At 70.3% G+C, this 24,555-nt stretch carries 23 protein-coding genes and 3 pseudogenes; 17 read left to right on the top strand and 9 right to left on the bottom strand.

What is annotated here, in order from left to right; genetic code table 11:
- Positions 1-65 precede the first annotated feature (65 nt).
- A complete protein-coding gene (locus ACZ4WS_RS09055) occupies positions 66-1,445 on the top strand; it encodes a M1 family metallopeptidase (RefSeq protein WP_467978615.1) in 1,380 nt (459 codons plus the stop codon).
- Between the two features lie 14 nt (positions 1,446-1,459).
- Complete coding sequence (locus ACZ4WS_RS09050; RefSeq protein WP_467978613.1) at positions 1,460-1,834, top strand: YchJ family protein; 375 nt, start codon at positions 1,460-1,462, stop codon at positions 1,832-1,834.
- A 3-nt stretch (positions 1,835-1,837) separates the two neighbouring features.
- Here the strand turns inward: ACZ4WS_RS09050 and ACZ4WS_RS09045 are convergent, their stop codons facing one another.
- The gene (locus ACZ4WS_RS09045) at positions 1,838-2,539 is read right to left on the bottom strand and encodes a FadR/GntR family transcriptional regulator (protein ID WP_467978612.1); all 702 of its coding nucleotides are present in this window, start codon (positions 2,537-2,539) and stop codon (positions 1,838-1,840) included.
- A 130-nt stretch (positions 2,540-2,669) separates the two neighbouring features.
- Here ACZ4WS_RS09045 and ACZ4WS_RS09040 point away from each other — a divergent pair, with 130 nt between their 5' ends.
- From ACZ4WS_RS09040 to ACZ4WS_RS09015, 6 genes and pseudogenes are all read left to right on the top strand, one after another.
- Positions 2,670-3,197 carry a gluconokinase gene (locus tag ACZ4WS_RS09040; RefSeq protein ID WP_467978611.1) on the top strand — a complete coding sequence of 176 codons (528 nt, stop codon included), beginning with the start codon at positions 2,670-2,672 and terminating at the stop codon, positions 3,195-3,197.
- Positions 3,198-3,293: 96 nt separating this feature from the next.
- Complete coding sequence (locus tag ACZ4WS_RS09035) at positions 3,294-4,691, top strand: GntT/GntP/DsdX family permease (RefSeq protein WP_467978610.1); 1,398 nt, start codon at positions 3,294-3,296, stop codon at positions 4,689-4,691.
- A 79-nt stretch (positions 4,692-4,770) separates the two neighbouring features.
- Positions 4,771-5,529, top strand: coding sequence for an SDR family oxidoreductase (locus ACZ4WS_RS09030; protein WP_467978609.1), 759 nt, complete (start codon positions 4,771-4,773; stop codon positions 5,527-5,529).
- A 13-nt stretch (positions 5,530-5,542) separates the two neighbouring features.
- Positions 5,543-6,596: pseudogene (locus ACZ4WS_RS09025) on the top strand (L-idonate 5-dehydrogenase).
- A 226-nt stretch (positions 6,597-6,822) separates the two neighbouring features.
- Positions 6,823-7,257, top strand: a pseudogene (locus tag ACZ4WS_RS09020) (RNA polymerase sigma factor); the annotation flags it as partial.
- Positions 7,182-7,733 (top strand): annotated as a pseudogene (locus ACZ4WS_RS09015) (CU044_5270 family protein); the annotation flags it as partial. The pseudogenes ACZ4WS_RS09020 and ACZ4WS_RS09015, both read left to right, overlap by 76 nt.
- Before the next feature lie 7 nt (positions 7,734-7,740).
- Here ACZ4WS_RS09015 and ACZ4WS_RS09010 read toward each other — a convergent pair.
- The 5 genes from ACZ4WS_RS09010 to ACZ4WS_RS08990 all read right to left on the bottom strand — a co-directional run bounded on the left by ACZ4WS_RS09010 (position 7,741) and on the right by ACZ4WS_RS08990 (position 12,751).
- A complete protein-coding gene (locus tag ACZ4WS_RS09010; protein ID WP_467978607.1) occupies positions 7,741-8,376 on the bottom strand; it encodes a cytochrome b/b6 domain-containing protein in 636 nt (211 codons plus the stop codon).
- On the bottom strand, positions 8,360-9,109 hold the full coding sequence (locus tag ACZ4WS_RS09005; RefSeq protein ID WP_467978605.1) for a molybdopterin-dependent oxidoreductase: 750 nt from the start codon (positions 9,107-9,109) through the stop codon (positions 8,360-8,362). The genes ACZ4WS_RS09010 and ACZ4WS_RS09005 overlap by 17 nt, the downstream gene beginning before the upstream one ends.
- A 114-nt stretch (positions 9,110-9,223) precedes the next feature.
- Positions 9,224-10,777, bottom strand: a complete 1,554-nt coding sequence (locus ACZ4WS_RS09000) for an APC family permease (RefSeq protein ID WP_467978604.1) — start codon at positions 10,775-10,777, stop codon at positions 9,224-9,226.
- 28 nt (positions 10,778-10,805) lie between these two features.
- The gene (locus ACZ4WS_RS08995) at positions 10,806-10,937 is read right to left on the bottom strand and encodes a hypothetical protein (RefSeq protein WP_467978602.1); all 132 of its coding nucleotides are present in this window, start codon (positions 10,935-10,937) and stop codon (positions 10,806-10,808) included.
- 158 nt (positions 10,938-11,095) lie between these two features.
- Positions 11,096-12,751: an FAD-binding dehydrogenase gene (locus ACZ4WS_RS08990; RefSeq protein ID WP_467978600.1), complete on the bottom strand. Its 1,656-nt coding sequence runs from the start codon at positions 12,749-12,751 to the stop codon at positions 11,096-11,098.
- Between the two features lie 299 nt (positions 12,752-13,050).
- On the opposite strand from ACZ4WS_RS08990, the gene ACZ4WS_RS08985 reads away from it, so the two are divergent.
- From ACZ4WS_RS08985 to ACZ4WS_RS08955, 7 genes are all read left to right on the top strand, one after another.
- Positions 13,051-13,944 carry a DMT family transporter gene (locus ACZ4WS_RS08985; RefSeq protein ID WP_467978598.1) on the top strand — a complete coding sequence of 298 codons (894 nt, stop codon included), beginning with the start codon at positions 13,051-13,053 and terminating at the stop codon, positions 13,942-13,944.
- Positions 13,945-14,084: 140 nt separating this feature from the next.
- The gene (locus ACZ4WS_RS08980) at positions 14,085-14,600 is read left to right on the top strand and encodes an NUDIX hydrolase (RefSeq protein WP_467978597.1); all 516 of its coding nucleotides are present in this window, start codon (positions 14,085-14,087) and stop codon (positions 14,598-14,600) included.
- Positions 14,601-14,775: 175 nt separating this feature from the next.
- The gene (locus tag ACZ4WS_RS08975) at positions 14,776-15,168 is read left to right on the top strand and encodes a YidH family protein (RefSeq protein WP_467978595.1); all 393 of its coding nucleotides are present in this window, start codon (positions 14,776-14,778) and stop codon (positions 15,166-15,168) included.
- On the top strand, positions 15,165-15,491 hold the full coding sequence (locus ACZ4WS_RS08970) for a DUF202 domain-containing protein (protein ID WP_467978593.1): 327 nt from the start codon (positions 15,165-15,167) through the stop codon (positions 15,489-15,491). Before ACZ4WS_RS08975 ends, ACZ4WS_RS08970 begins: the two co-directional genes overlap by 4 nt.
- Positions 15,492-15,725: 234 nt before the next feature.
- Complete coding sequence (locus ACZ4WS_RS08965; RefSeq protein WP_467978591.1) at positions 15,726-16,022, top strand: hypothetical protein; 297 nt, start codon at positions 15,726-15,728, stop codon at positions 16,020-16,022.
- A gap of 151 nt (positions 16,023-16,173) precedes the next feature.
- Positions 16,174-17,196 carry a phosphotransferase family protein gene (locus ACZ4WS_RS08960; RefSeq protein ID WP_467978589.1) on the top strand — a complete coding sequence of 341 codons (1,023 nt, stop codon included), beginning with the start codon at positions 16,174-16,176 and terminating at the stop codon, positions 17,194-17,196.
- Between the two features lie 6 nt (positions 17,197-17,202).
- Entirely contained in the window at positions 17,203-18,417 is a 1,215-nt protein-coding gene (locus ACZ4WS_RS08955) for an acyl-CoA dehydrogenase family protein (RefSeq protein WP_467978587.1), read from the top strand.
- Between the two features lie 160 nt (positions 18,418-18,577).
- On the opposite strand, the gene ACZ4WS_RS08950 is transcribed toward ACZ4WS_RS08955, so the two are convergent.
- From ACZ4WS_RS08950 to ACZ4WS_RS08940, 3 genes are read right to left on the bottom strand one after another with little or no spacing between them, the layout of a single operon-like run.
- A complete protein-coding gene (locus tag ACZ4WS_RS08950; protein WP_467978585.1) occupies positions 18,578-19,171 on the bottom strand; it encodes a TetR/AcrR family transcriptional regulator in 594 nt (197 codons plus the stop codon).
- A gap of 44 nt (positions 19,172-19,215) precedes the next feature.
- Positions 19,216-20,883 (bottom strand): class I adenylate-forming enzyme family protein, encoded by a 1,668-nt coding sequence (locus ACZ4WS_RS08945; protein ID WP_467978583.1) that lies wholly within the window; start codon positions 20,881-20,883, stop codon positions 19,216-19,218.
- Positions 20,880-21,644 (bottom strand): SDR family oxidoreductase, encoded by a 765-nt coding sequence (locus ACZ4WS_RS08940; protein ID WP_467978581.1) that lies wholly within the window; start codon positions 21,642-21,644, stop codon positions 20,880-20,882. The genes ACZ4WS_RS08945 and ACZ4WS_RS08940 overlap by 4 nt, the downstream gene beginning before the upstream one ends.
- Before the next feature lie 227 nt (positions 21,645-21,871).
- On the opposite strand from ACZ4WS_RS08940, the gene ACZ4WS_RS08935 reads away from it, so the two are divergent.
- Both ACZ4WS_RS08935 and ACZ4WS_RS08930 read left to right on the top strand, forming a co-directional pair.
- Entirely contained in the window at positions 21,872-23,110 is a 1,239-nt protein-coding gene (locus ACZ4WS_RS08935; RefSeq protein WP_467978579.1) for an exo-beta-N-acetylmuramidase NamZ family protein, read from the top strand.
- A 93-nt stretch (positions 23,111-23,203) separates the two neighbouring features.
- Positions 23,204-24,526: a serine-threonine protein kinase gene (locus tag ACZ4WS_RS08930; RefSeq protein WP_467978577.1), complete on the top strand. Its 1,323-nt coding sequence runs from the start codon at positions 23,204-23,206 to the stop codon at positions 24,524-24,526.
- The last annotated feature ends 29 nt before the right edge of the window (positions 24,527-24,555 follow it).

Genomic DNA, 24,555 nt, shown 5'->3' with positions numbered 1-24,555 from the left:
GATCGGATACGAAGGGCGGTACAGCGGCACGTCGTACGAGCACAGGGCAGGGAGCAGACGCAGCAGTGAGCGTTCAGCAGACAGTGGGATCGGACCCGTACTTCCCGGTCAACGGTGATCCCCGCTACCGGGCGCACCGGTACGAGCTCGCGCTGGACTACCGCCCCGGCCCGAACCGGCTCTCCGGCACCGCGCGGCTCAACGCCATAGCGGGCCGCGCTCCGCTCACCGAGTTCCAGCTGAACCTGGCCGACTTCCGGATCGGCCGGGTCCGCGTCGACGGCAAGGCACCGCACTACACGCACCGCGGCGGCAGGCTGCGCATCCGCCCGCCGAAGCCGATACGGGCCGGTGCCGCCTTCACCGTGGAGGTGCACTGGTCCGGCAACCCCAAGCCGGTCAACAGCCCCTGGGGCGGGCTCGGTTGGGAGGAGCTGGAGGACGGGGCGCTGGTGGCGAGCCAGCCGGTGGGCGCGCCGTCCTGGTATCCGTGCAACGACCGCCCGGCCGACAAGGCCTCGTACCAGATCTCGATCACCACACCGTCCGCCTACTCGGTGGTGGCGGGCGGCCGCCTGCTGACGCGTACGACGAAGGCGTCGACGACCACCTGGGTGTACGAGCAGTCGGCGCCGACGTCCAGCTATCTGATGGGGCTGTCGATCGGGAAGTACCAGGCGGTGCTGCTCGGCGACCCGGGCCTCGGCGGTGTTCCGCAGTCCGGGCATCTGCCGGCGCATCTGCTGCCGGAGTTCTCCCGGGACTTCGCGCGGCAGCCCGCGATGATGGAGCTGTTCGAGGACCTCTTCGGGCCGTATCCGTTCGGCGAGTACGCGGTCGTCGTGACGGAGGAGGAGCTCGATGTCCCCGTCGAGGCACAGGGGTTGTCGCTCTTCGGCGCCAACCACGTGGACGGCGCGCGGAGTTCGGAGCGACTGGTCGCGCACGAGCTGGCGCACCAGTGGTTCGGCAACAGCGTGTCCATCGCGGACTGGCGGCACATCTGGCTGAACGAGGGGTTCGCGAAGTATGCCGAGTGGCTGTGGTCGGAGCGCTCGGGCGGCCGTACGGTGCAGCAACTGGCCGCCGCCGCACACCGGAAGCTGTCCGCGCAGCCGCAGGACCTGATGCTGTCCGACCCGGGCCGCAAGCTGATGTTCGACGACCGGCTCTACGAGCGCGGCGGGCTCGCGCTGCACGCGGTCCGCTGCGGGATGGGCGACGACGCGTTCTTCCGTATGCTGCGTGGCTGGGCCACCCTGCACCGCGGCGGAGCCGTCACCACGACGGCCTTCACCTCGCACGTCTCCCGCTACTCGGCCGAGCCGCTGGACGACGTGTTCGCCGCGTGGCTGTACGAGAGGGCGCTGCCGCCCCTGCCGGCACTCGACGCGCCGGTTCCGGCCCGGCCCACCTACCCGCCGACCAACGCCGACTCGGCCTAGTCAGAAGGGCAGCCATGACCAGCCGTTCCTGTCCGTGCGGGCTTCCCGAGCCCTACGCGAAGTGCTGTGGGCGGTTTCACCGTGGTGAGGCCGCGGCACCGACCGCCGAGTCGCTCATGCGGTCGCGGTACAGCGCCTTCGTGAAGGAGGACGAGGGGTACCTGCTGCGGACGTGGCATCCGCGGACGCGGCCACCGAGGGTGGAGTTCGAGCCGGGGATGCGGTGGACCGGTCTGGAGATCCTCGACACGAGTCAGGGTTCGGCGTTCCACTCCGCCGGGACCGTGACCTTCCGGGCCTCCTACCGGGGCGGCTCGTTGCATGAGCGCAGCCGGTTCGAGCGGGTCGACGGTGCCTGGGTCTATGTCGACGGAGACTTCGTCGAGTAGCCGTCAGGGCGCCAGGATGTCCAGTTCCTGAAGCGCGCCGACCGTAATCTCGCGGGTGAGTTCCTCGGCGCGGGTCGCGTTGCCCTCGCGTACGGCCTCCGCCACCTGGACGTGCAGGGTGACGGCGGCCGGGTCGGGGTCCTCGAACATGACTTCGTGGTGGGTGCGGCCCGCCAGGACCTCCGCGACGACGTCGCCGAGGCGGGCGAACATCTCGTTGCCCGACGCGTTGAGGATCACCCGGTGGAAGGCGATGTCGTGGACGAGGTACGCCTCCAGCTGCTGCCCGCGTGAGGTGGCGACCATGCCGAGCGCGCACTCGGTGAGCTCGGAGCACTGTTCGGCGGTGGCGTGCCGGGCGGCCAGGCCCGCGGCGACGGGTTCGAGGGCGGAGCGCAGCACGGTGAGCGAACGGAGCTGGTGGGGGCGGTCGGCGCCGGCCAGCCGCCAGCGGATGACCTGAGGGTCGTACACGTTCCACTCGGCCTTGGGGCGGACCGTCACGCCGACGCGGCGGCGGGACTCGACGAGGTGCATGGACTCGAGCACCCGGACCGCCTCACGCATCACGGAGCGTGACACCTCGAAGCGCTGCGCGAGCTCGTCCGTGCGCAGCACGCTCCCCGGCGGGTATTCGCCCGCCGTGATCGCCGGCCCAAGGGCTTCCAGTACATGTCCGTGCAGCCCCCGGCCCCGTGTGGTCATGGGGTCAGCGTACGAGGCCATCACCGGGAACAAAAAGTCAGACTTATATGTCACAGACTCTTGAATTTGTCGTACCTAATGAGTTTCAGTGGCGTCGACATCAGATGTCGATGAAGACAGCGAGAGCACGATGCAGCAAGTGCGTACCCCCCACGTCGTCGTGGTCATGGGCGTCGCAGGCACCGGGAAGACCACCATCGGTCCCCTGCTTGCGGCCCGGCTCGGCGTTCCGTACGCCGAGGGCGACGACTTCCACCCCCAGGCCAACATCGCCAAGATGACGGCCGGGACACCGCTGACCGACGAGGACCGTTGGCCGTGGCTGGACGCGATCGGCGCCTGGGCGCACGACCGGGACGGACTCGGCGGAGTGGTCAGCAGCTCGGCGCTGAAGCGCGGTTACCGGGACCGGCTGCGGGCGGCGGCGCCCGGGGTCGTGTTCGTGCACCTCTCTGGCGACCGCAAGCTCATCGAGGACCGGATGTCGCACCGCCAGGGGCACTTCATGCCGACGGCGCTCCTGGACTCCCAGTTCGCCACCCTGCAGCCGCTGGAGGCGGACGAGGCGGGTGTCGCCGTGGACGTGTCGGGCGACCCCGGGGAGATCACCGAGCGGGCCGTGGCCGCGCTCCAGGGTCTCGTCCTGCCCTCGAAGTAGGCCCCGCTCCCCCGCAGTAAGCACCTCCCCTTCGCAGTACCCCCTCGCAGTAAGTACCTCCCCTCCCCCGAACCTTTCTCAAGTAAGGGAACAACCGTGACCAGACTCAGCGTCGAGATGCTGGCAGCGGACGCCGTCGAGCCGATCACCTCGGCGGGCCATGCTCAGCTGGGCATCGCCGTGCTCGCGGGCATCGCCGTCATCGTCCTGCTCATCACCAAGTTCAAGCTGCACGCATTCCTGGCCCTGACCATCGGCTCGCTCGCCCTCGGCGCGTTCGCCGGGGCCCCGCTCGACAAGGCCATAGTCAGCTTCACGACCGGGCTCGGCTCGACCGTCGCCGGCGTGGGTGTCCTGATCGCCCTGGGTGCGATCCTCGGCAAGCTGCTCGCCGACTCCGGCGGCGCCGACCAGATCGTCGACACGATCCTCGCCAAGGCGGGCGGGCGCGCCATGCCGTGGGCGATGGTGCTGATCGCCTCCGTGATCGGCCTGCCGCTGTTCTTCGAGGTCGGCATCGTGCTGCTGATCCCGGTGGTCCTGATGGTCGCCAAGCGCGGCAACTACTCCCTGATGCGCATCGGCATCCCGGCGCTCGCGGGTCTGTCCGTGATGCACGGCCTGATCCCGCCGCACCCCGGCCCGCTGGTCGCCATCGACGCGGTCAAGGCCAACCTCGGCATCACGCTCGCGCTCGGTGTCCTGGTCGCCATCCCGACGGTGATCGTCGCCGGTCCGGTCTTCTCCCGGTACGCGGCCCGCTGGGTGGACGTCCCCGCCCCCGACCGCATGGTCCCGACCCGCGCCTCCGAGGACCTGGAGAAGCGCCCCGGCTTCGGCGCCACCCTCGCCACCATGCTGCTGCCGGTCGTGCTGATGCTGGCCAAGGCGCTGGTGGACATCATCGTCGACGACCCCACGCACAAGGTGCAGCGCGTCTTCGACGTCATCGGTGCGCCGCTGATCGCCCTGCTCGCGGCCGTGATCGTCGGTATGTTCACGCTGGGCCGGGCGGCGGGCTTCACCAAGGACCGCCTCTCCACGACCGTCGAGAAGTCCCTCGCCCCCATCGCGGGCATCCTGCTGATCGTCGGCGCGGGCGGTGGCTTCAAGCAGACGCTGATCGACTCCGGCGTGGGCCAGATGATCCTGGACATCTCCAAGGACTGGTCGATCCCCGCGCTGCTGCTCGCCTGGCTGATCGCGGTGGCGATCCGGCTCGCGACCGGTTCGGCGACCGTCGCCACCATCTCGGCCGCCGGTCTCGTGGCACCCCTCGCGGCCGACATGTCGACGACCCACACCTCCCTGCTGGTCCTCGCGATCGGCGCGGGCTCGCTCTTCTTCAGCCATGTCAACGACGCCGGCTTCTGGCTGGTCAAGGAGTACTTCGGCCTGAACGTCGGCCAGACCATCAAAACCTGGTCGGTCATGGAGACGATCATCTCGGTGGTGGCCGGTGGACTGGTCCTGCTGCTGTCCCTCGTGATCTAGCCGGAGACTCGTAAGCGGGTCAGAGACTCGTAATCGGGTCAGTGACTCATGATCGGGTCAGTGACTTAGGAGTACGGCGATGGCTCACCCTCTCTTCGACATCAGCGGCCGAACGGCCCTGGTCACCGGCTCCAGCCGCGGCATCGGGCTCGCGCTCGCCCGCGGGCTCCTGGAGGCCGGCTGCACGGTCGTCCTCAACGGGCGCGACGCCGAACGGCTCGCCAAGGCCGCGTCGGAACTGCCCGGCGACGTCCACACAGCGGTGTTCGACGTCACTGATGGACCGTCAGTGGCCGCCGGAATAGCGGACGTCGAGGAGCGGGTGGGTCCGCTGGACATCCTCGTCAACAACGCGGGCATGCAACTGCGTGCCCCGCTCCTGGAGTTCACGGACTCGGACTGGCACCGGATCCTGAACACCAACCTCACGAGCGCGTTCCTGGTGGGCCGCGAGGCCGCGCGGAGGATGACCGAGCGCGGCCACGGCAAGATCATCAACATCTGTTCGCTGCAGAGCGAGGTCGTCCGTCCGGGCATCGCCCCGTACGCGGCCACCAAGGGCGCGCTGAAGATGCTCACCAAGGGCATGTGCGCGGACTGGGGCCCGTACGGGGTGCAGGTCAACGGGCTCGGCCCCGGCTACATCGAGACCGAGCTGACCCAACCCCTCGTGGATGACGAGGAGTTCAGCGCGTGGGTGCGGCGGCGCACCCCGGCCGGGCGCTGGGGCCGTACGGACGACCTGGTCGGCGGGGTGCTGTTCCTCGCCTCTCCCGCGGCGGACTTCGTCAGCGGGCAGGTGCTGTACGTCGACGGCGGCATGACGAGTGTGCTCTGAAGGGAACGTGGCGATGCTCGGTTGCGTGATCCACGGCCAGGGCGACCTGCGGGTCGACGAACTCCCCGTGCCGTCCGTCGGGCCCGGCCAGGCGCTGGTCGCCGTCCGGTACGGCGGGGGGCGGGTCCGATCTGCACTACTGGCGGCACGGCGGGGTCGGGGACTTCCGGCTGCGGGAGCCGATGGTGCTGGGACACGAGGTCGTGGGGACGGTCGTCTCGTACGGCGACGGGGCCTCAGGCCGCGGCGCAGGCGGCGCCCAGCTTCTTCCCGTGCCGGGTACGGCCGTTGCCGTACACCCGGCGACTCCGTGCGGGGTGTGCCCCGAGTGTGTCGACGGGCGCGCGAACGTGTGCCGGGACGCGCGGTACCTGGGCAGCGCGGCGCGTACACCCCACGTCCAGGGCGGGTTCGCCGCCCAAGTCGTGGTCCCGGCCGGACAGTTGCGGGCGTTGCCCTCCGGTCTCGACCTCAAGCGGGCCGCGCTCGCCGAGCCACTGTCCGTCGCGCTGCACGCGGTGCGGCGGGCAGGGTCGGTGGCGGGCCGGCACGTGCTGGTGACGGGGGCCGGGCCCATCGGCTGCCTCGTGGTGGCCGCCGCGAAGGCCGCGGGGGCTGCGCGGGTGACCGTCACGGACCTGCTGCCCCAGGCGCTGGCGTACGCCGTCTCGGCCGGAGCGGACACGGTCGTACGGGCCGACGATCCCGCCGATGCCGGGTGGCCCGCGGAGGCCGACGTCGCCATCGAGGCGTCCGGCGTCGCCGCGGGCCTCGACACCTGCCTGCGCCTCGTCCGGCGCGGCGGGGTCGTCGTCCAGCTCGGCATGCTGCCGCCCGGCCAGAGCCCCTTCCCGGGCAACCTCGTGGTGTCCCGTGAGATCGAACTCCGGGGCGCCTTCCGCTTCGACGTCGAGTTCGACGAGGCGATCGCGCTGCTCGCGACCGAGCCCCGCTTCGACGCGCTGGTCAGCGCGGTGGTCCCGCTCGGGGAGGCGGAGTCGGCGTTCGCCCTGGCGGCGGACCGGAGCCGGTCGTGCAAGGTGCTGCTGGACTTCGCGGCTGTCTGAGAGCTGTCTGAGAGCTGTCTGCGCCAACGAGTCGGGTTATCGAGTCGAGTTATCGACTTGAGCTATCGACTTGAGTTGCGGGACAGCCCTCGGGCCGAAGCCTTCCCGGGGATGACCGTGCGGGCGGAACGTGAACCTGTTTCGCGCGGGTTGGCAAGTAGTGGTGAACGATGTTCATTCCGCTGGCCAAACGAACCACTCAATGACCGACTTGCCCTGCCGGCCCGCCTTCCGGATACGCGCCCGCTACGACGCGGGCCGCGCCTCTGTCCGCCCCTGGCTGCATGGCATCGCGGCCAAGCTGATCAGCCGGCACCGCCGTGACGAGGTCAAGGCTCTGAAGATCCTCGCCCGCACCGGGAACGACCCGGTGGCGGAGACCTGGGCCGAGCGCGCCGACGACCGGGTCACGGCGCAGGCGGCTTCCCGGCCGCTGTCCAAAGCGCTGGCCCGGCTCAGCCAGGGCGATCGACACGTACTGCTCCTCTTCGCCTGGGCGGACTTCACCTAACAGGAGATCGCCGAGGCCCTCGACATTCCCGTGGGAACCGTCCGCTCGCGGCTCTTGAGGAGAAGTGGAAGAAGCAGGGCTATGACGACCGTTCCCAGCGGCAGTTCTACCGTTTCCTCGCCACTCTGCCGAGCGACCCCGACCAGATGATGCGGCGCATCCGCGAGGAGCACGCCATCGGCGACATCAAGGGGGAAACGGCGGCGGAACGCGACTGGAGGGAGATCGACGTCCTCTTCCGTTCCGTCCTCATCCCGCCAAAGGTGCGGGCAGGGATGTTCCGGGCGCTGGCGAAGATCCCCGGTGCCCGGGTGGAGAAGGGGGTCAAGGACCCCCTTGGGCGCAACGCGATCGGTGTGATCGTGAACTACCCCAAGCGCACGGCCGCGGGCCGGCAGGGCAAGCAGGAGATCTTCCTGGACCCGAAGACCTACGCGTATCTGGGCGAGTCACAGCATGCAGCGCCTGTCGAGCCGCCCGCCTACAAGGGCAAGAAGACGCCTACGGCCACGTACGACAACGGCTCGATCGTCACCGCCCGTGCCGCATGGGTGTCGTGGACAAGCCCGGCGCACGCCCCTGACCGGACGCGGCACGGGGGGGGCGGGGGCAGGCCGGCGCCCTGACACCTGGTCAAGGGCGCCAGAGCGGATGCTCCCGATCCGCCCACTCCCGGCTCACCGACCCGGTCCGCAGCCCCCGGCGGGCCTCCGGGTCCCCGAGGGCCATGCCGATGTGCCCCGCGAGGACGATGCCGATCGTCAACGCCAGCCAGTCGTGGACGAACGTCGCCGAGGTGCGCCACATCAGCGGAGTGAGGTGGGTGAACCACATCAGCAGGCCCGTGCCCAGCATCACCAGCGTGGCCCCGGCGATCCAGGCCGCGTAGACCTTCTGTCCGGCGTTGAACTTGCCCGCCGGCCGGGACTGCGCTCGCTTGTCACGCCGCAGGGCCGCACGCAGCCACACCCGGTCGTGCGGCCCGAAGCGGTTCAGGAAGCCCAGGTCGGCGCGGAAGGCGCGGGAGGCCAGGCCCGCCAGGACCGGCACGGGGAGCATCAGGCCGGCCCACTCGTGGACCCGGACCACGAGCTCACGGCGGCCCACGAGTTGAGCGAACTCGGGGATGTACAGGCACGCCGCGGTCGCCACGCACACGCCCATCAGCAGCGCGGTCACGCGGTGCACCCAGCGCTCGGCGCGGCCGAAGCGCCGTACGCGGGAGGAGTGCGGGGACACCGCCGGGGTGTCGTCAACTCGTGGGTGCATCGTCACGTCCGTTCGAACGGCCCACCCACGCGTCCACGTCGTAGCCCCGGTCCTCCCAGTACCCGGGACGGACGTCCTCGGTGACGGTGATGCCGGAGAGCCACTTGGCGGACTTGTAGAAGTACATGGGGGCTACGTAGAGGCGGACGGGGCCGCCGTGGTTGTGGCCGAGGGGCTTGTCCTGCATGCGAAGCGCGATCAGGACGTCGGCGCGGCGGGCCTGGTCCAGGGTCAGGCTCTCCGTGTACGTCCCGTCGAAGCAGGTGAACCGGATGGCTCCGGCCGAGGACCGTACTCCCGCGGCGTCGAGGAGGTGGGACAGGCGCACCCCCTCGAAGGGCGTGCCCGGCACCCGCCAGCCCGTGACGCACTGGACGTCGTGCACGAGACGCGTCTGGGGCAGCGCCCGCAGGTCGGCCAGGGTGTACGTCTGAGGGTGGTCGACCAGACCGTCGACGGTGAGCCGGTAGTTCACCTCGCCCTTGTGCGGGACGGAGGACGCCACCGAGTAGTAGCGGAAGCCGCCCCCGTTGGGCAGCAGACCGGTCAGGCCCGTGGGGTCCTTGTCGGAGGCACCGGCGAGGAAGGATTCGAGGCCGCGCTGGAGCGTGGGCGCGGCGAGCACGCCGAGCGCGCCGAGTCCGAGGGTGCCGAGAAAGACCCGGCGGCCGACCGGCGCTCCGCGCTCCTCGGGTCGCTCCGGGCCCGGCTCTTCGGACGGTTCAGGGTTCACACACTGATTCGAGCACCCGCGACACCCAAAAAGCCAGCGGGGGCGGGTGCCCGTCAGCGTTCCGTCATCACTTCTTACTCGCTGTTCAAGAAGGCACACTCCAGGTAGGACGCTTCAGGAAGCGGACTCGGCCTCCTTGTCCAGCTGGAACGCCTCGTTGCCGAGCCCGATCCGGGCATGCGCCTCGGGATTGCGGGAGCGCAGCACCAGGCCCTGGATCACGCCGACGACCAGGGCGGCTCCGATGAAGGCGGGCAGCCCCCAGCTCAGTGAGGAGCCCGGTCCCGCCCCGACCAGGACGTCGAAGTCCTTGACCGTGTAGACCCCGATGATCAGGAGGGCGATGCCCGCGATCGCGGACGTGGCCAGGCGCCAGGCCTGGGCCCGCGCGGCGCCGCGGCGGACGAAGAAGACGATGACGGAGAGCGAGGCGGCCGCCATCAGCAGGATGACGCCGAACGCGCCGATGTTGCCGCCCCAGGTGAACAGGTGCAGTACGGGCGCGGTCGGGTCGCCGGTCGGCTTGTCGTCGGCGACCGCGAAGGCGATCACGACGACCAGGGAGAGGACGGTCTGGAGGAGCGAGCCCGTGCCGGGCGCGCCGCTCGTGCCCGTGGTCCGGCCGAAGGCGGCGGGCAGCAGCCCCTCGCGGCCCATGGCGAAGGCGTACCGGGCGACGACGTTGTGGAAGCTGAGCAGCGCCGCGAACATGCCGGTCACGAACAGGATGTGCAGGACGTCCGTGAAGGTGCCGCCGAGCCGCGACTCGGTGAGGAAGAAGAGCAGGCCCGCGCTCTGCTTCTGGGAGGCGCCGACGATGCCGGAGGGGCCGGTGGCCACGGTGAGCGCCCAGCAGCTGAGGGCGAAGAAGACGGCGACGCCGGTGACGGCGAGGAACATCACGCGCGGCACCAGAATGTGCGGCCTGCTGGTCTCCTCGGCGTACACGGGGGCCTGTTCGAAGCCGAGGAAGGCCGCGATGCAGAAGCACAGCGCGGTGCCGACTCCGGCGCCGGTGAGGGTGTCCGGGTTGAAGGCGTGCAGCGACAGGCCCTGCTTCGCCGGGTCGGCGACCGCGGCGATGTCGAAGATGACGACGAGGGCCACCTCGATGACCAGCAGCACGCCCAGCACGCGCGCGTTGACGTCGATCTTCAGCCAGCCGAGTGCGCCGACGACGAGCACGGCCGCCAACGCCGGTATCCACCAGGCGACTTCGAGGTCGAGGTAGGTGGAGGACAGCCCGGACACCTCGAAGCCGAAGATGCCGTAGATGCCCACCTGGAGGGCGTTGTAGGCGACGAGCGCGACCAGCGCGGCGGCCGAGCCCGCGGTGCCGCCGAGGCCGCGCGATATGTACGCGTAGAAGGCGCCCGCGTTGTGGACGTGGCGGCTCATCTCGGCGTACCCGACGCTGAAGAGCGCCAGGACCACGCCGAGGATGACGAAGAGCAGCGGCTGCCCGACGATGCCCATCACCGCGAATGTGGTGGGCATGACACCCGCGACCACCATGAGCGGGGCGGTCGCCGCCAGGACGGACAGCAGCAGACCCCCCGTGCCCAGCCGGTCGGCGCGCAGCGCGCGGCCCTGTCCCTTGGAAGTGCTGATGCCGCCGTCGGCGGCCGGTCTGCCCGTTCTCGAGGTACTCGAACTGCCCGTCGTCATCGCGGGGTTGTCCTTTCGGATGTCCGGTTTACCGCCCCTGCTTCAACGAGGCGCGTGCGACGACGCGTTCGGCGTCGTCGAGCGCGGCGTCGAACGCGGCGTCGAACTCCCGGTCCGCGCGCTTGTGACCGCGGCCCGGGGGAAGCGGGGGTGGTGACACCGCGGGACATCCTCACAGGCGCGGTTCGTCAGGGAGTGATCGCGCACAGCAAACTCCTCGCCAACACTTTCAGTCAAGGGCCGAGCATGTCGCTGCACGTGTCAACCACCCCTGCGGGCCGCGGAGTTGGTCCCGCGACCCGCCACGCCATCGCGGGGTCAGCTCACCGCCTTGGCCGCCGCCCGCCCCGCCGTACGCCCGGAGAACAGGCAGCCGCCGAGGAACGTTCCTTCGAGGGAGCGGTAGCCGTGGACTCCGCCGCCGCCGAACCCGGCGGCCTCCCCCGCCGCGTACACGCCCTCCAGCGGGTCCCCGCCCTCGGTCAGCACGCGCGAGGAGAGGTCGGTCTCCAGGCCGCCGAGGGTCTTGCGGGTGAGGATGTTGAGGCGGACGGCGATCAGCGGGCCCGCCTTGGGGTCGAGGATGCGGTGCGGGGACGCCGTACGGATCAGCTTGTCGCCGAGGAACCTGCGGGCGCCGTGAATCGCCGTCACCTGAAGGTCCTTGGTGAACGGGTTGGCTATCTCCCGGTCGCGCGCGACGATCACGCGGCGCAGCTCCGCCTCGTCGATGAGCGGCTCCTTGGTGAGCGCGTTCATCCCGCGTACGAGCGCTCCCAGGTCCTTCTCGACGACGAAGTCCGCGCCGTTGTCCATGAACGCCTTGACCGGCCCCGGCACATCGGCGCGTGCCCGCCCGATGACGTCCTTGATCGACTTACCGGTCAGGTCGGGGTTCTGCTCGGAGCCCGAGAGCGCGAACTCCTTGCCGATGATCTTCTGGTCGAGCACGAACCACGTGTAGTCGTACCCGGTCTTCATGATGTGTTCGAGCGTGCCGAGGGTGTCGAAGCCGGGGAACAGCGGCACCGGCAGCCGGTTGCCGCGCGCGTCGAGCCAGAGGGAGGACGGGCCCGGCAGGATGCGGATGCCGTGGTTCTCCCAGATGGGGTTCCAGTTCTGGATGCCCTCGGTGTAGTGCCACATGCGGTCGCGGTTGATGAGGTGCGCGCCGGTCTCCTCGGCGATCGCCAGCATCTTGCCGTCGACGTGCGCGGGCACACCGGCGATCATCTTCTCGGGCGGATTGCCCAGCCGCTCGGGCCAGTTGGCGCGTACGAGGTCGTGGTTGCCGCCGATACCGCCCGAAGTGACGATCACCGCCTGCGCCTTGAGCTCGAAGGCGCCGCTGACCGCCCGGCTGCTGGCCTGCCCGCGCTCGATGCCGGACGGCTCCAGGATCTCGCCGGTGACCGTGTCGACCGCGCCCGCGCTGCGGGACAGACCGGTGACGCGGTGGCGGAACTTGAGCTGTACGAGACCGCGGGCGACCCCGGCCCGCACCCGCCGCTCGAAGGGGGCGACCAGACCGGGCCCGGTCCCCCAGGTGATGTGGAAGCGCGGCACCGAGTTCCCGTGCCCGTTGGCGTCGTAGCCGCCGCGCTCGGCCCAGCCCACCACCGGGAAGAAGCGGACGCCCTGCTTGTGCAGCCAGGGACGCTTCTCGCCGGCCGCGAAGTCCACGTACGCCTCGGCCCATTGACGCGGCCAGTGGTCCTCGGGGCGGTCGAAGGCGGCCGTGCCCATCCAGTCCTGGAGGGCGAGCGCGTGGCTGTCCTTGATCCGCATGCGGCGCTGTTCAGGAGAGTCGACGAAGAAGAGCCCGCCGAAGGACCAGTGCGCCTGGCCGCCGATCGACTGCTCCGGCTCCTGGTCGAGGAGGATCACCTTGCGGCCCGCGTCGACGAGCTCCGCGGTCGCCGCGAGCCCCGCGAGGCCCGCTCCGATGACGATCACATCTGCGTCGTAGGCCATGGGCCCGTCCTCTCGGCATACCGACGGCCGGATCGGCGTCGGCCGTGAGGGCTTTCATGAGGACTGTCATGAGGTTTGTCACGTACCGATCGGCAACGTCGCTGGTTGATGAGACATTGGTGGTGGTTGACGGTGATGGTCGACCACGCCTTGTTACTGATCGGTCAGATCCTTCGGCAAGAAGAGTGACCGAGTCAACTGCCTGGTTCCCGGTACTCCCGGGGGCAGGCCCCCGTCCATGGCACTACAGTCGGCGGGATACGCACCCGTGACCCTCCCGACGTCTCGAGGTACACAGCGTGTCGGTTCTCGTTCTGGTCCTTGCCGTGAGCGCGGCCTGCTGTCTGGGCTTCGGCTTCGTGCTCCAGCAGAACGCCGCCTCGCACGCCCCGCTGAGCGACTTCCTCTCCCCCCGCCTGCTGCTCGACCTCATCCGGGTACCGCGCTGGCTGGGCGGCATCGGCCTCATGGTGTGCGGCATGGCCCTCGGCGCGATCGCCCTGGGCAAGGGCGAGGTCTCCCTGGTGGAACCGCTCCTCGCGACGAACCTGCTCTTCGCGCTGGCCCTCTCCCGCCACCAGACCAAGCAGTCGCTGGGCCGGCAGGGCTGGGCCGGGCTCGCGCTGCTCGCGGGCGGTGTCACGGCGTTCATCGTGGCCGGACAGCCGCAGGGCGGCGACGCCGTCACCAATCCCCTCCGGCACTGGCTGATCATCGGGGTCATGGTGGGCCTCGCGCTGCTGCTCACCACCTACGCGAAGCGGTCCCGGCTGAGCTCCGGGCCCGTGCTCCTCTCGCTGGCCGCCGGGCTCCTGTACGGCGTACAGGACGCGCTCACCCGGGTCAGCGGGCAGCGGTTCGGCGAGGGCGGCTGGACCGAACTGGTCACCGGCTGGCAGCCGTACGCCGTGCTGGTGCTCGGTGTGACCGGCCTGGTGCTGGTGCAGAGCGCCTTCGAGACGGCGCCGCTGCGGATGTCGCTGCCCGCCCTCACCGCGGCCCAGCCGCTGGCCGGGATCGTCTGTGGCGTGGGGTTCCTCGGGGACCGGCTGCGCACCGACGCGGGGGCGCTGGCCTGGCAGGCGGCGGGGCTCGCGGCCGTCGTGGCGGGGATCGTGCTGCTCGGGTTGCACCCGGCCATGCCGCGGGGGGCGTCGAAGACGGAGCCTTCGCGGGATCTTCAGCCGCATTGAGGGGGCAGGGGCGAGGCGTTTGGGGCGGTGCCGGTCGGTGCCGGTTTCGTGTGCCTCGGTCCCTGCCGTGTGTGCCTCGGTCCCTGCCGTGTGTGCTTCCGTGCCGCTCGTGGTGGGCCCGGGGCTGCTTGGATGGGGGCATGAGTGCCGCTGACGAGATCCTCGACATCGTGGACGAGAACGACCAGGTGATCGGGCAGTCCCCGCGCGGGGAGGCGTACGCCCGTGGTCTGCGCCACCGGGCCGTGTTCATCCAGGCCCGGGATGCCGAGGGCCGGGTCTTCGTCCATCGCCGCACGCCCACCAAGCTCGTCTTTCCCTCCCTGTACGACATGTTCGTCGGCGGCGTCGTGGGTGCGGGCGAGTCGTACGACGACGCGGCCCTCCGCGAGGCCGAGGAGGAACTCGGCGTCTCCGGGCTTCCGCGGCCCGTTCCCCTCTTCAAGTTCCTGTACGACAACGGCGCCGGGCAGACCTGGTGGTCCTCCGTCTACGAAGTCCGCTGCGACCTTCCCGTGGACCCCCAGGTCGAGGAAGTCGCCTGGCACGACTTCCTCACCGAGGACCAGGTGGAACGCCACCTGGCCGACTGGACCTGGGTCCCGGACGGGCTGGCGGCGTATGAGCGGCTGAAGGACTATCGGGCGCGGGGGTGACGGTGGGGCGTTTTTCGCCCCCGCCGCCCCTGCCCTTCCCGTACCTGGGGGCTCCGCCAGGCCCCCGTATCGCGCTGGCGCGCTCGTCCACCAAATGCCGGACGGGCTGAAATGGAGCGGGGTCCGGGGCGGAGGCCCAGAAGGACGGGAAACCCACGACCGGTATGGTCTCGGCGTGATCGAACTCGTGCGGAATGTCCGGTTGTGGTTTGCGCCCCAGGAGGTCCGGGAGGAAGGCGGAACCCCCGACTACCGGTTCTCGCTGGCGAATGAGCGGACCTTCCTGGCATGGCTGCGGACAGCCATGGCACTCATCGGCGGCGGCTTCGCCGTGGACCAGTTCCTGCCGGACCTGCGCTGGGCCTGGCGGGTGGGCCTGGCACTGGCCCTGCTCGCGGCAGGCGTCCTCTGCTCGCTCCGCGCCGTCAATCACTGGGTGCGGTGCGAGAGGGCGATGCGCAGAGGGGAAGACCTGCCGGTGTCCCGCTTCCCGGCCGTGCTGAGCATCGCCGTCGCGGTCGTAGCCGTCGCGATGGTCGTCGTCGTACTCGTCGGCTGGGAAGGATGACCACGCCGGCCCGGGAACGGGACCCGGGCCTGCAACCGGAACGTACCCGGCTCGCGTGGCGCCGTACGACCCTGGCAAGCACCGTCGCCGCCCTGCTCGCCACGAAGACGGCGCTGCACAGCGGCCGGTCGGTGGCCGGAGTCCTGGCCTGCGCCCTGTGCTGCGCGCTCTGGCTGGGTTTCCTGGCCGTCGCCCACCGCCGCATCCGCGTCCTCGCGGCCAGCGGCATGGGCGGCCCGCCGGCGCTCTCGCCCCGGCACGCGACGGCGGCGACCCTGTGCACGGTGGCACTGGCCGTGTGCGCGGCAGCGCTGGTGTTCTGAAGATCCTGCCGGTTTCGAGGGCTCTACGTACTCTCCGGGCTCTACAGGCCGTACGGGCTGAGCGGGCTGAGCAGTCTCAGCGGGCTCACCGCCGTACCGGCCGTGGCTGATCGCCTTCATGGCATCGACCCTCCGAGGTACTCGGACGGCACGCAAGTCGGAATAGCCGGATTTGCGGCACTTTATGACGCTAGCCTGAGCCGTCACTCCACCCCACTTCCGAAGGTGAGCACCATGACCACCCTCCACCTGGAGCACTCCGCCCACCAGCACACCCACGGCCCGGACTGCGGTCACACCGAGGTGCAGCACGGCGACCACACCGACTACGCGCACGACGGACATCTGCACCGGGAGCACTCCGGACACTGGGACGAGTGCGAGCCGAACGGTCACATCGCCCACGACGAGCACGGCCACCGGCACGGCGACGGCTGCGGGCACCGCGCCGTCGAGCACGGCGACCACCTCGACTATCTGCACGACGGCCACCGGCACGCCGAGCACGAGGGGCACTGGGACGACCACTAGGACGGCCACCAGGCAGACCTGCCCTCGGCGTCTTCCCCGGTTTCCTTGACTCCGGGGGAGACGCCGATCACGTTTCGCATACTCTCTGGACGACATACCGACCGGTCGGCATCATGGTTCACGTCCCGTTTCCGAGTGCGTAGGAGCAATGATGAGCCCGGACCACCCGCCAGGTCTCGATCTCGACCGGTTGCGCGGCCTGCTCGACAGCGAGCGGCCCGGACTGGTGAACGGCCCGCTGACCGGCCGGCTGATCGAGGGCGGACGGTCGAACCTCACGTACGCGGTCACGGACGGCGCCACGAAGTGGGTCGTACGACGGCCTCCGCTCGGGCATGTGCTGGCCACCGCGCACGACATGAAGCGCGAGCACCGGGTGATCAGCGCGCTGCACCCGACGGCCGTGCCGGTGCCTCACCCGGTGCTGCTGTGCGAGGACGAGTCGGTGCTGGGATCCCCCTTCTACGTCATGGAGTTCGTGGAGGGCACGCCGTACCGCACCGCCGAGCAGCTCGCCCCGCTCGGCCCGGAGCGCACCCGCGACGCCGTGCTCGGCCTGGTCGACACGCTCGTCGAGCTGCACGCCGTGGACCCCGCCGAGGTGGGTCTCGCGGACTTCGGGCGGCCGGAGGGCTTCCTCGACCGGCAACTGCGACGCTGGGGCAAGCAGTTGGACGCGTCCAGGAACCGTGAGCTCGCGGGCATCGACGAGTTGCACGCCGCCCTGGGACGCGAGCTGCCGCACTCCCCCGCGCCCGCCGTCGTGCACGGCGACTACCGGCTCGACAATGTGCTGATCGGCGAGGACGACCGGATCAAGGCGATCCTGGACTGGGAGATGTCCACGCTCGGTGATCCGCTCACCGACCTGGGCCTGCTGGTGATGTACAGCGCGCCCCTGGACCTGCCCAACTCCCCCATCAGCACCACCGCTTCGGCCGCCGGGCACCCGGACCCGGCCGAGATCGTCGAGCGGTACGCCGCGCGCTCGGGGCGCGACGTGTCCGCCGTCTCCTGGTACACGGCGTTCGCCTGGTTCAAGCTCGCCGTGATCCTGGAGGGCATCCACTACCGGTACACGCTGGGCCAGACGGTCGGCGCGGGCTTCGACCGCATCGGCGAGCTGGTCCCCTTCTTCATCGAGCACGGCCTGACCACCCTTCAGGAAGGCTGATCCGCCATGGACTTCGCATTCGACGCGCGCACCGAAGAGCTGCGCCGGAAGCTGCTCGCCTTCATGGACGAGTACGTCTATCCGGCGGAGGCCGTCGCGGAGGAGCAGCGCGCGCGGCTGGCCTCGCCGTGGGACACCCCCGCCGTGGTCGGGGAGTTGAAGGCCGAGGCGCGCAGGCAGGGCCTGTGGAACCTCTTCCTCCCCGATTCCGAGTACGGTGCCGGGCTCACCAACCTCCAGTATGCGCCGCTCGCCGAAATCACCGGCCGCAGCCCGCACTTGGCGCCCACCGCGCTGAACTGCGCCGCGCCCGACACCGGCAACATGGAGGTGCTCACGCAGTTCGGCGACGAGCAGCAGAAGAAGCAGTGGCTGGAGCCGCTGCTCGCCGGTGAGATCCGCTCGGCGTTCGCGATGACCGAGCCCGAGGTCGCCTCCTCCGACGCCACCAACATCACCACGCTCATCGAGCGGGACGGCGACGAGTACGTCATCACCGGCCGCAAGTGGTACATCTCCGGGGCGATGAACCCCGACTGCAAGATCTTCATCGTGATGGGCAAGACCGACCCTGAGGGCGCGGACATCCGCCGCCAGCAGTCCATGGTGCTCGTCCCCCGCGACACCCCGGGGCTCGAAGTCCGGCGCGCCATGCAGGTGTACGGGTACGAGGACCACTCCCACGGCGGGCACGCCGAGGTCGTTTTCGACCACGTCCGGGTCCCCGTGAGCAACCTGGTCGGCGAGGAGGGCGGCGGCTTCGCCATCGCCCAGGCGCGGCTCGGGCCCGGCCGGATCCACCACTGCATGCGGCTCATCGGTATGGCCGAGCGGGCGATCGAGCTGATGTGCAAGCGGGCCGTGTCCCGTACGGCGTTCGGCAAGCCGCTGGCCCAGCAGGGTGTGGTCCAGAACTGGATCGCCGACGCACGCGTCGCCGTCGAGCAGCTGCGGCTTCTTGTGCTGAAGACGGCCTGGATGATGGACACCGTCGGCAACAAGGGTGCCCACACCGAGATCCAGGCCATCAAGATCGCCACGCCTCGGACGGTTGTCGACATCCTCGACAAGGCCGTCCAGCTGCACGGGGCAGGGGGTGTCAGCCAGGACTTCCCCCTGGCCGAGCTGTGGGCCAGCGCCCGCACCCTGAAGCTCGCCGACGGTCCGGACGAGGTCCACCAGCGCTCCCTGGCGCACCGGGAGATCAAGAAGTACGTGTGACTGGCCGGGACACCCGCACATCAAACGCCGGACGGGCCAAGAGTTCTTGGCCCGTCCGGCGTTTGAGGACGAGGCCGTTCAGGCCGATAGCGGGGGTCTGGGGGCGCAGCCCCCCGTACGGGACGGGTAGGGCGGCAGGGGCGAAGAAAACCCCCGCCCCCTACGGACGCAGCGCGCGCAGCAGCAAGTCCGCCAGGTGGTCGGCGACCTCTTGCGGAGTGAGCGGGCCATCGGGGCGGTACCACGTCGACAGGTGGTGCACGGAGCCGAAGTGGTAGTCGACGACCAGGTCGGCGGGCGTGGCCGTGGAGAAGACGCCCTTCTTCTGCCCCTCTTCGACGAGCGCGCGGAAGCGCTCGTGGTAGCGGCGCCGCTCGGCGCGCACCTGCTTGTGCTTCTCGGGGCTGAGATGGTGCATGGACCGGAAGAAGATCGACGCGTCGTCGAGATTGTCGATCGTCGTGACGACCACGTCGGCCGCGGCACCCCGTAGCCGCTCCTCCACGGGCGCGTCGGAGTCCGCGAAGGCGTCCAGCCGCTCCTGCTGGATACGCAGCACACGCGCGTACACCTCGTGCAGGAGGTCGTCCTTGGAGCCGAAGTAGTGGTACAGCGCCCCCTTGGTGACGCCCGCCGCCTCGACGATCTCCTGCACGGAGGTGCGGTCGTATCCCTGCTCGGCGAAGAGCCGGGTGGCGGCGGCCAAGAGCCGCTGCGGGACGGGCGTACCGTCGCCGTCCGTCGTCCTGGGCACTGCCGCCACCTGCCTTCTGAGTGTTGTCCGGTGAAACGTGTCGTCTATTGAGAGTCCTGGGGCCGGGAACGCAGTTCCCGACGGAGGATCTTCCCACTCGCCGTCTTCGGCAAGTCGGGCAGGATCTCCACATGCCGCGGATATTTGTAGGCGGCCAGTCTCTCCTTGCAGTACGCGGCGAGCGCGTCGGGGTCCTCTTCGGCGCCCGGCCGCAGGCTGATGTACGCCTTCACGGTCTCTCCGCGGTAGCCGTCGGGTATCCCGACGACGGCCGCCTCGCGGACCGCGGGGTGCGTGTAGAGGACGTCCTCGACCTCACGCGGCCACACCTTGAAGCCGGACGCGTTGATCATGTCCTTCTTGCGGTCGACCACGTAGAGCCAGCCCTCGGTGTCCATGAAACCGATGTCGCCGGTGCGCAGCTCGCCGTCCGGGAAGGTCTCGGCGGTGGCCTCGGGGCGGCGCCAGTAGCCGGGGATCACCTGCGGCCCGCGTACGACGATCTCGCCCTGCTCCCCGAAGGGCACCTCCTGGCCCTGGTCGTCGACGATGCGTACGACCGTGTCGGGGCCCGGCACGCCGACGGCCAGCGTCCCCGAGACCGGGTCGACGGGAGCCTCCCGCCCGGGCGGCACGGAAGCACAGGGCGCGGTGCACTCCGTGAGCCCGTAGCCGTTGCGGATGTAGGGGCCGAAGCCGGCCCGGAACTTCTCCACCAGGGCGGGCGGCAGCGGGGCGCCGCCGGAGGAGATGTTCACGAAGGAGGAGAAGTGGTCGGGGGTGACCGCCGGGTGCGCGGCCAGAGCCATGAAAGCGGTCGACGGGCCGACCGTGTACACGGGCTGATGCTCGGCGAACGCGTCGAGGACGACCCCCGCCTCGAAGCGGTACGCGAGGACGAGTGTGCCCGCGCTGTTGAGGCAGGCGGCGAGCTGGCAGACCATCCCGGTGATGTGGAACAGCGGCGCCATCGCGAAGTACACGGGTGCCTCGGGCAGGCCGAGTCCGGTGCGCTGCCGCTCGGCGTTGTACATGATGTTGCCGTGCGTGTTGGTGGCCCCCTTGGGGGTGCCGCTGGTGCCTGAGGTGTAGCTGATCAGCGCGATGTCGGACGGGGCGGCGTCACGGCCCTCGGGGGCCTTGTGGCCCTGCCGGGCGACGGCGCCGAGGTCGTCGGCGTCCTCGGCGACCGGCAGTCGCTCAAAACTCAGCACGCGCGCGTCGTTGCGAGTTTGGAGATCCAACTCACATGCAGTCAGCGCGATGCATACGGGCGAGTCGGCGGCCGTCTCGCGCAGATACGACTCCCACGCGCGGTCCGAGCACACCAGGGCGCTCACTTCCGCGTCGTGGAGCACGTGGCGGACCTCGCCCGACTTGTACATCGGGTTGACGGGAACGACGGTCGCGCCCGCCTTCCAGGCTCCGAGCAGGGCGAGCACGAAGTGCGGGGAGTTCTGCAGCAGGATCGCGACCCGGTCGCCGCGCTCCAGCCCGCGGGCGGCGAGGTGCCCGGCGACGGAGTCGCTGAGCTCGTCCACCTCGCGGTAGCTCAGCCGTCCGTCGAAGTAGGCGAGGGCAGTACGCTCCGGGGTTCCCGCCACGACGGTACGGAGGGCGTGCACGAGGGAGTCTGCGGGGCTCACCGGGGCGCTCTGGGCCTCGTTGAGCAGGGTCAGCCAGGGCTGGGCGGCGTAGTGCGAGACGGTCACTGGCCCGCCTCCCACTTCTGCTGGATGTGGTTCATGTTCGTCAGCCAGCGGTCGGGGTCGGCGGCCCGCACCTGGTAGTAACCGGCGACCTCGGGGTGCGGCAGGATCAGAAAGCGGTCCTCCTCGATCCCCTTGAAGAGCGCGTCGGCGACGTCGTCCGGGTCGATGGCGGTCGGCTGGAGCACGAGGTCGCCCGCGCTGCCGGTGGCCGCGAGCATGTCGGTGCGCACGCCCTGCGGACAGATCGCGTGGACCTTCACACCGCGGTGGCGGTACGTCAGCGAGAGCCACTCGGCGAAGGCGTACGCGCCGTGCTTGGTGACGCTGTAGGGCGCCGCGCCGATCATGGTGAGCAGTCCGGCGGCCGAGACGGTGGAGACGAAACGGCCGCTGCCGCGCTCCAGCCAGGCCGGAAGCAGCTCCTGGGCGGCGCGTACGTGCGCCATCACGTTGACGTCCCAGGCGAGCGCCCAGACCTTTTCGTCGGCCGCCTCGGACCCGGCCGAGGCAAGGCCCGCGTTGGCGACGTAGACGTCAACCGTGCCACCGAGGGCGTCCCGGGCCTCGGCCACGATCGCGGACGCGTCGCCCGGTACCGCGATGCCGCCGATCTCGTCGGCCACGGCCTTGGTCTTGTCGGCATCCAGGTCGTTGACGACGACCCGGGCCCCTTCGGCCGCGAAGCGACGGGCCAGCGCGGCCCCGATGCCACCCCCCGCTCCGGTGACAACCACTCCCGCATCCTGCACGGCTTCCACCATCGGTCTCCTTCGACGCGACGCGAATCGGCTCTGCTGCAGCGCCAGACTAACCAGTCGGTATGTTGCAAGGGAAGGGCCGACCGCGCCCCGCAGGGGGCGCTGGGCTGTGACATATGCGGCTCCGCCGCGTGGGCGCGACAAGCCACAGCGGCCCCGCAGCTTACAAACCACCGGCGGGAGCGCTTAGCGTGCTTATGCAAGCCTTCCGCGATCACGGAGGTCACACCATGCGCCTGTCCAGACGGTCCCTGCTCGTCGCCGGCACGGCCACCGCGGCTCTGACACCGGTTCTGGCCGGGGCGGCCGAAGACAGCGGCAAGCGGCTCCGCACGGGCTTCGAGCGCCTCGCCGGGGACGGCTACGCCCCGTTCCGCGGCCGGCGGCTCGGCATCGTCACGAACCCGACCGGCGTGACCCGGGACGTACGCCACATCGTCGACGTCATGCACGCCGACGACCGCGTGAACCTGATCGCCGTCTTCGGCCCCGAGCACGGCTTCCGCGGCACCGCGCAGGCGGGCGGCTCCGAGGGCCGCTACGACGATCCGGCGACCGGGCTGCCGGTCTACGACACGTACCTGAAGAGCGGCCGGCCCCTCGCCGACATCTTCACCGCCTCCGGCGTCGACACCGTCGTCTTCGACATCCAGGACGTGGGCGCCCGGTTCTACACGTACATCTGGACGCTGTACGACTGCATGGAGGCAGCGCAGCTCGCGGGCAAGCGCTTCGTGGTGCTCGACCGGCCGAACCCGGTGACCGGGCGGGCGGCCCAGGGCCCCGTGCTGCACAAGGAGTTCGCGACGTTCGTCGGGCGGCAGCCCATCGCGCAGGCGCACGGGATGACGGTGGCGGAGCTGGCGCGCCTGTTCAACGGGGAGTTCCTGACGACGCCGGTCCCCCTGGAGACCGTACTGATGTCGGGCTGGAAGCGGTCGGATTTCTACGACGCCTCCGGCCTCCCCTGGGTGCCGCCGAGCCCTAACATGCCGACGGCCGACAGCGCCCTGGTGTACTCGGGAACCTGTCTCTTCGAGGGGACGAATCTGTCGGAGGGGCGGGGCACGACCCGCCCGTTCGAGCTGCTCGGCGCGGAGGGCATCGACGGGCGGTGGGCAGCGGAAGTGGAGCAACTCGGGCTGCCCGGCGTGCACTTCAGGGAGGCGTACTTCGCTCCGACTTTCTCCAAGTTCCAGGGCAAGACCATCGGGGGCGTACAGATCCATGTGCACGACCGGGCGGCGTACGACCCGGTACGCACCGGCATCGCCCTCCTCGTGACCGCCAAGAAGGTCTGGAGCGACTTCGGTTGGCGCTCCGACAACTGGATCGACAAGCTGACCGGATCCACGAGCGTGCGCACGATGATCGACGCGGGGGCGACGGCGGACGAGGTCGTGGCGGCCTGGCAGGACGAGTTGAGCGCATTCCGGCGGGTACGGAAGGAGTACCTCGTCTACGGATGAGTTACGGATGAGTCGTGACGTATGGCCAATCTTCCCCACCGGTAGGACGATGCGCCCACATCGCACCGCCCGCGGGGGACGAGGGGGCCTGTCATGGCGGATCCGGCAGTGAGTGTCTCTCCTTACTGGGAGCTGACCTTCGACGCGGACGGGGACGTGGAGGGCCCGGAACGGGACCGGCTGATCGCGGAAGTGGCCCAGCGCGGAGTGCGGGACCTGCTGGTCTTCGCGCACGGCTGGAACAACGACCGCTCGGGCGCGACCCGGCTCTACAGCCGCTTCTTCGAGCCCGTCCCGGCGCTCGCGCCCCACGCCCGCCTCGGGTACGTGGGCGTGGTGTGGCCCTCGATGCGGTTCTCGGACGAACCGATCCCCGACTTCCCCCCGTCGGTGGCCGCCGACCTCACCACGGCCGCGCGGCCGGTGCTCGACAAGGGCAGCCGGCACGCGCTCCTGGAGGTGTTCCCCGGCCGCGCGACGGTGATCGAGCAGATCGCCCGGCTGCTGGACCAACAGCCCGACGAGGGTGCCTCGCTGGAGGAGTTCGGGCGTCTCGTACGACTGCTCGTCGAGGTCCGGCCGCAGGGTCCGCAGGCCTCCTTCGGCGCGGACACGCTGGCGGAGGGCGTGCCGGAGAGCGATCCCCGGATGCTCTTCGGGGACACGGCGACGGTCTGCGACGAGTTCGCGCGGGCGCTGGCCGAGGCCGAGACTCCCGGCGCCGACGCCTTCGCGCTGCCGCGGCTGTGGGACGGCGCGCACGAACTGCTGCGCCAGGCCACGTACTTCGCGATGAAGCGCCGGGCGGGCACGGTCGGCGAGCGCGGGCTCGGGCGGACGATCGGGCAACTCGCCGAGGCGGCACCGGACGTGCGCGTCCATCTCGTCGGGCACAGTTTCGGCGGACGGCTGGTCTCCTTCGCCCTGCGCGGGCTGCCCGAGGGCGTGCGCACGGTGAAGTCGGTGACCCTGCTCCAAGGAGCCTTCTCGCACTACGCGTTCGCGGCGCGGCTGCCGCACGATCCTCGGGCGAGCGGTGTACTGCACGGCCAGCAGAAGCGCGTCGACGGCCCCCTGGTGTGCTGCTACTCCCACTTCGACTCGGCGCTCGGCACGATCTATCCGCTGGCCTCGCGGATGGCGGGCGACTCGCAGGCGGTCACGGCGGACTTCGACATCGGCCGCGCCCTGGGCGCCAAGTGGGGCGCGATGGGCCACGACGGGGTGCAGGCGGTGGAGGGCACGAAGACCTTCAAGCTCGCCGACGCGCTGCGCGCGAAGCTGCCCACTTCGGGGTGCGTGAACATCGACGCCGCCGAGGTGGTGAAGCGCGGCGGGCCCCCGTCCGGCGCCCACAGCGACATCTGCCACCGGGAACTGGCACAGGTGGTGCTGGCGGCGGGCCGCGTGAAGTGACCCGCCGCCGCTCCGGTGTTTACCGGTAT

The sequence above is a fragment of the Streptomyces sp. NPDC029292 genome, assembly GCF_055569295.1.
Note: the sequence above shows the minus strand (reverse complement) of the source record. Positions and strands in the feature narration are given on the sequence as shown.